The organism is Paenibacillus sp. sgz302115 (assembly GCF_056120445.1).
Genome location: NZ_JBVYOK010000016.1, coordinates 138,309 through 145,021, shown reverse-complemented (window position 1 = coordinate 145,021; position 6,713 = coordinate 138,309). Strand labels below are relative to the sequence as shown.

At 51.9% G+C, this 6,713-nt stretch carries 5 protein-coding genes; all 5 read right to left on the bottom strand.

Annotation, left to right across the window (positions count from 1 at the left end; all coding sequences use genetic code 11):
* Nucleotides 1–626: 626 nt before the first annotated feature.
* Nucleotides 627–866, bottom strand: a complete 240-nt coding sequence (locus AC0LWN_RS24545; RefSeq protein WP_474669985.1) for a hypothetical protein — start codon at nt 864–866, stop codon at nt 627–629.
* 4 nt (nt 867–870) lie between these two features.
* Nucleotides 871–1,872: a TIR domain-containing protein gene (locus AC0LWN_RS24540; RefSeq protein ID WP_474669983.1), complete on the bottom strand. Its 1,002-nt coding sequence runs from the start codon at nt 1,870–1,872 to the stop codon at nt 871–873.
* A gap of 188 nt (nt 1,873–2,060) precedes the next feature.
* The gene (locus tag AC0LWN_RS24535; RefSeq protein WP_474669981.1) at nt 2,061–3,068 is read right to left on the bottom strand and encodes an HD-GYP domain-containing protein; all 1,008 of its coding nucleotides are present in this window, start codon (nt 3,066–3,068) and stop codon (nt 2,061–2,063) included.
* A 114-nt stretch (nt 3,069–3,182) separates the two neighbouring features.
* The gene (locus AC0LWN_RS24530; protein WP_474669979.1) at nt 3,183–4,763 is read right to left on the bottom strand and encodes a response regulator transcription factor; all 1,581 of its coding nucleotides are present in this window, start codon (nt 4,761–4,763) and stop codon (nt 3,183–3,185) included.
* 19 nt (nt 4,764–4,782) lie between these two features.
* Entirely contained in the window at nt 4,783–6,603 is a 1,821-nt protein-coding gene (locus AC0LWN_RS24525; protein ID WP_474669977.1) for a sensor histidine kinase, read from the bottom strand.
* Between the last annotated feature and the right edge of the window lie 110 nt (nt 6,604–6,713).

The following is a 6,713-nucleotide window of genomic DNA, read 5'->3' as shown; positions in this document are numbered from 1 at the left end:
AGAGTGCTTCTTTCACAATCTCGAGTCGGATTTCCTCATAGGCTTTTCTCTTCTTCATGAAACTCGCCTCCCTCTTCTTTCAGTGTAATAAATTGGGGGGCAACTCTCCAGTTTCATTAGGGGGCCTAGGAGTTTCTGCCGCTATTTCCAAACAAACCACTCTACACGGCTTCAACAACAGCGTTTCTGCCGTTATTCCCAAGCAAACCACTCTACGCGGACCCAATAACGGCATTTCTGCCATAATTCGAACAAAACGGCTCCACCGTCCTTAACTGGATAGTGTAACCGTTTTTGAGTTTGTGGAGTACTGGAGCCAACTTGTACTTTAAGAACAGACCCAGGTGGAAAAAGGAAACTTAATTTTATCCCCTCCCGCTCCAAAGCAAACGCTTGTAGGAAAAATTCCACCTAATCCGGCCGATTCGCCACATTCCAGCTGAAATCACTCCGGGCACCATAACCTCCAAGCCCCTTACGCAAAGCGGAACACATTTGTCCTAAGGAAATTGGGACCAATAGCAGCTTATCCCCAACTTTATACACATCTTATCTACAAGAGCGAAAATCATAGTTACCTATACAAAAAAAAGGGGTCCCCGGAAATCCGGGGACCCTTTGTTCAGCTAAGCAAATGAAGGCTTGTTGTTGTCGACCTTCCCGCTGACGAGCTTCTTGTATTCGTCGTCTCCGCCTTCCAGTGAAGGCGCAATGTATACGTTGATGGATGATGGAGATAGCTTGGTCGGCCTTCCGGCCCCTGCCTTGCGCTTCGAGCGGCTCTTACTGCCCTCACTGCTGCCGCTGCCGTTTGCGGTTCGGCGGACCGCACTGGATACACTTACTGCACTCTTCATATTCTTCATAGTGTTAGTCCCCTCCCACTAAATGATTGACGGTACGGAACAAATCCCGGTTGTACGACACGACCTCGGTAAGATCATCCGCCGACAATCCGTCGCTCCCCGAAAAATGTACAGAAAGGACATGCTTTTCACCTAAAGGATAGCATAGGATGTATACCTCCGCAACTTCCGTACGCTGAAAAAAGGTCCATTCCTTAGTCAAAAAAGCTTCCATCACTCCCGGACGCATCCCCTTCTCTTCAGTCAATGAAAGAGGATAAACATGCCCGCGTCCCACATTTCCGCCAACCTGCACCAGACCTTCTGCCTCGCGGGCCTGCCACATCGCAGCACCGATTACCCGGCATTGCCTCGGAGGCATAAAGGAATTGCGAATAGCTTCGCTAAGTGCCTGATATTTCTCCCCCTCTTCAGGAGTGGTCACATTACTATTATATTGCCAAAAGAAATGAAGGATACTTTCTTTCCGCCTAAGCTCATGCTTCAGCTTCTCCAGCTCCTTCAGCGGATCACTGAAGCTTCCATGCTCCTGAATGCTGTCGATAATCTTGCCGCAGCTGACATCGACGGCAGCCACCGGATTGTCATGCTGCCATTCGTATTCCAGAGGTGTAAGACCTGATAAATCGGAGAGCAGATGATATTCTTCGATATTCTCTCCGGGAATAAGATCGCTGCGGGCTGGCAACTGATCCGGCAGCAGGCAGAAGACCCGGCTGCGCCGTAGTCTCGACCAGAACAGCCCCATTTCAAACTGAGTGTTATCACGGGTGACATAATAATATTTACCCCGGATTCTGGCTACATCATCAGGCGAGAAGATGAATACGGCAAAATCGCTCTCATCCAGGTTCCGCTCCAGCGCCTCCATCGTATATTCGTTTGCCCGAAACGCACTCGCATACCACGGATTCACTTGGGCTTCCCGCTTCAATTGCTCATGAACCGCCCGTGCATAGCGGATGGATTCTCTGGAGGAGCCAATAAATAATTTCGGTCTGATCACGTCGGCACTCCTTTGTCGGTTTCCCTAATATGTAATAATTATACAGACGTTTACGGTCTCAGAACAGAGGTGTATTTTCGGAAGCGGTGACGCTGAGCGTTATATTGCTGGAGGAAGCGTGGAAACAGGCAGAAATATAGCCCCCGGAGGGGCTGGCGGATGATTTTAGATAAATTCAGTGGTTAAGCCTACTCAATACTGATCTCTTTGATCTTAAGCGAATTCAGCTTGCTTAGGTCAAGATACTCTTCATCAATCTTAATTAAAGGGGTTTCAATATCGTGGGGGTTCAAATAAACAATTTCCCCTACCCGACCATCGGTCAGAATGACCTCACGGCCTACGGTCCGCTTCACAATATTCTCCAGAAATACCGAGACAATCTGCGGATCAAGCGCACCAAAGCTTCCCCTTCTCATCTGATCGACAATGATATGGAAGGGCACCGGATCATGATAAGGACGTTTCGAAGACATCGCATGAAAAATATCAGCCACGGCAACGATTTTGCTGTAGGCATCAATCTGCTCGTCTTTCAGACCAAGCGGGTATCCTCTGCCGTCATTTCGTTCATGGTGCTGGAGCGCCGTCAGGGTAATATGAGCGTTCGCGCCTGTGGTCTCCTTCAGCATTTCGTAGCCCAGGATGGTATGCTTTTTGACCAATTCGTATTCTTGCGTAGTCAGCTTGCCCGGCTTATTGAGCAGCTCGGAAGGAATCTTCAGCTTGCCGATATCGTGGAGGGTTGCGGCCAGCGACAGCACCGACAGCTCGGCCTCGCCCATATTCATCCATCTGCCGATAAGCGTGGACAATACCCCCACACCGATATTGTGCTGATAGGTATAGTCGTCCTTCCCCTGAATCGCATGGAACAAGGCAAAGATATCCGGATTGCGGGCTATTTCCTGAACAGCGGGCACTACATCCTTGCGGATATCCGCGAGCGGAACCTTGCGTGAAATCCGGACGGACTCAAATAACTCCTTCGACAGGTTCACTGCATTGTAGACCATCTCCCGGCAGGAAGGCCCCTGCCCATCCTCATTTACAAAGATAATGTCAAGAATATCAATTTTCTGCTTGCGAATGAGCTCCAGATGTTCTTCATTCAGAATGCTATTTGCAGGGATGACCGTTACTCCATAGGAATTGATCAAGTCATTTTTAACTTTTTTGCCTAAATACCTTTCCATACCCTGTCCTCCCGAATCCCCTGAATGAATATATGTACAAATACCTATACCATTATATCGGTCGAACGCCGGGGAAAACTGAAATGAATTCGAGGAAAAATTAAGGGAATTCCATTACCGTTTTTCTTCCTGCTTGCGGAATTCACGCGGCGTCTGTCCGGTGGATTTCTTGAAGACACGGCTGAAATATTTCTCATCCTCATAGCCGACCAGCTCCGAAATTTGCGACAGCCGCAGATTTGTATTTTGCAGCAGTGTTTTGGCTTTATCTATCCTCAGGCCGGCTAAATAATCGGACAGGTTCTCCCCCGTAATCTGCTTGAATTTCCGCGAGACATTCTCCCTGCTGATAAAAAAGCGCTCGGCAATATGCTGAAGCGTCATATCCTGCGCATAATTCTGATTGAGATACTCCCTGATTTCCAGAACAAGCCGGCTGTCCGGCGACTGGGCATTTCCTTTGGACAAGTGCTGCAGCAGCGCCTTGAGCTGCCCCCGCCAATTCGCCACGGAGAACAGCCCCTCACTGTCATAGCAAAGCTCAAGTGAGATCTCCTCTTCCGGCCGCCAGCGCTTCAGCACCGAAGCAATCTCTTCCTGAAGCCGCAGCAGGCTGCTCTCGGTAAGTAAGATCAGCTTGCCGAGCTGCTCAGCCCACTCGTCCACCACCCGTTCCATCTTCTCCACATCGCCGGAAAGAACGGCTATTCCAAGCTTGTCAAGCAGCGGCTCCGGCGCGTAGTCTTGTTCAGGCATACTATTATGCAGATGTTCCCGATAGGGATGAATACGCCCCTCCCGCTGGAGCAGATTCCGCTCGTTCAGACCTTGCCGCGCCTGCCGGAAGGCCGTTTGCAGCCCGTCTGGAAAAGCATTCACCCGGCTAAGCCCGATATCTAACTGCACACCATAGGTCTGCCCTATGGATTCATTGATACGGCGCACTTCTTCGTCAGCTTCCGCGGCGGCTGTCCAGAACAGGATCACAAGATCGACCCCGGCCTGCCAGCTGCGGAAGGCAAAACCGCTCTTCTTCTGCGAGAGCACCTCGTTGCAGACATTGGCCAGCACGAAGGAGGTCAGTCCCACATCGCCATGAAATCTCTGCAGCAGCCGGCAGTCAGCCCCTTGAAGCGTGAGGACGGCTATTCTGCATTCTGCCGCCGTCTCCGGCATCCCCAGCTCCGCACACAGCGATGATCTCAGCTCTTGAAAGGATGCCTGTCCGGCCACCAAGTCCGAAAGCACCTTATCCCAGTATAGGGGACGCAGCTCGTTCAGCCGCATGTTCTGGCGGTGCGCCTGCTGCCGCTCCTCTTCTTCCTCCAGCCACAGCTTGAAGGCATGCTCGGCGGCGGCAACCAACTGCTTGCTGTTCAAGGGCTTCAGCAAATAATCCGTACCGCCGTATACGATTGCCGGCTTCACGTAATTGAAATCCTGATAGCCGCTGATCACGATAGTTTTCGTATTCGGATAATGGCTGTGCAGCCATTCCAGCAGCTCCGCTCCGTCCATGAGCGGCATCCGCATATCCGTGAACACAATGGCCGGCTGCTGCTCCTGCATAATCTGCATCGCTTCCTGCCCGTTGGTCGCTTCGTAAATGCCGGTAATATTATGCTTCTCCCACGGAACAAAATAGCGGATCGCCTCCCGCACATGCTTCTCATCGTCTACAATCAGCACCTTCATTGCCTGCCGCTCCTTTGTGTTAGTAATCGCCGTCCAGCGGAATAATGAGTGTAACTGTTAAGCCTCCATCCTCATTATCCCGCAGCACCAGTTGCGCTTCGCTGCTCATCTGCAGGCGGAGCCGGGCCAGCACATTGTACAGCCCGATCTCCTCATGCTCCGTTCTGCCGCTGCTGTCAAGTCCGGCTGTGATTTCGGCCAGCCGTTCAGGCTCGATCCCTTTGCCGTTGTCCTTGACGGCTAATATTAACCTTCCCTGCTTGTCCAGTGCGCAGCCGATGAAGATCATCCCCTCGCGGATGCCGTCCGCGAAGCCGTGCTTGAAGATATTCTCCACGATAGGTTGGAGGATCATCTTGGGCACCACTACCTCCAGCGCCTCTTCTTCAGCATCGACAACAAGGCGCAGATTCTCTTCGCCGAACCGCTCCGTCTGGAGAATAAGATAATTCTGTACATGCTCGATTTCGTCGCGGAGCTGTACCTGCGTCCGCTCCGTATTCATCGAATAACGCATCATGCTGCCTAGCGAATAGATGAGATCATACACCTTCGGCGCGTTGTAGCGCAAGGACAGGCTGGCGATAGACTGCAAGGCATTGTACAGAAAATGCGGATTGACCTGGGCCTGCAGCGCCTTGAGCTGGTTGGTCTTGTTCGCCAGCTCCAGACGGTATTCCTTGAGGATCAGGTCGTTGATCGTCCGGGTCATGCCGGTGATTTTGCGGGTCAGCAGGCCGAATTCATCCTCCCGCTCAACATCCATATGGGCATCAAGCTGGCCGATCTGCACCTTCTGGGTGAAGGAGATCAGCTTCTTGATCGGTCTGGTGAAGCCAATGGAAATGAGGACCGCGGTGATTCCGCCCAGCAGCAGGAATAACACGCCGATTCCGGTATTGAAGCGGGTGATGATTCTCGCATCGCCATACAGATCCTCATAGGGAACCAGCTTGATAATGCTGCCCTTGAACAACGGGTCGGCAATGTGCCGGTACATTACAATCCCTTTGAAGCCATCCTTCTTCCAGGTAAAATGGCCGCTGTCCTGATCCCCCGGAAGCCGGCTCCAGCCTGCCACTACCGGCTTGCCGATCCAGTCCGGATCGGAGGCAAACAGCGCTTGTCCCTGCTCATTCAGCACATAGAGACGTTCCGTATCCGAATTGTACATGGACTTGACGATTCCCTCCAGCTCCGCGAGGCGGTAATCAATGGACAGATCAGCCAGAACATCGGAGCTAGGTGTACGGTAGATGGGAAAATGGGCGGTAAATACCGGCTCGCTTCCCGGCTTCAAATTCGGGAACCCGGACTTCACCCCGTATTGATGGTCCATATGGGTCACCTCGATATAAGGGCGGTACGTCCCTTCCGGGTGCTCCGTCAGGGCGTAGCTGCTGTTCACCTCTCTGCGGAAATATCCTCCCAGGAGCAGGTTAGACTGCCCAGCCGCCCGGACATACAGGTGGATTTGGAAGGTGTTTTTGTCCGAGAGGAACAGGTTGTATAGCTGGGTGGAGATAATAGCCCGGTTATCCGGAACGGTTGTGCCTGCAGGAACATGATCCTGGCTTTTGGCGGTAAGCAGGGTTGTATAGAAGGAGCTTGGAACATTGATTCCGCTGTACAGCGACATGGCCCGCTGGTTCATTCCGCTGAAATAGCTGCTGAGATTGGCCTCCCCAAGCGTCAGCAGCTTCGTGTTCTGCTTCACGGACTGCTCGGTGACCGATTGCTTGGTATAGAGGTATGAGAACGTAACCGAAATGGCCGACGGAATAACCGAAGCCAACAGCACAAGCGCCATCAGCCGGGTTCGGATGCTGTTTCTGAACATGCGTTGTTCCTCCTAAAGTTTTGCGGAAAATCTGCTTCTTCGAAAACCCTTTGCAGCAAAACTCGCTTCGGAAGCATCCGCTGAACATTGTGCGATCAAAGCGCTGCAAT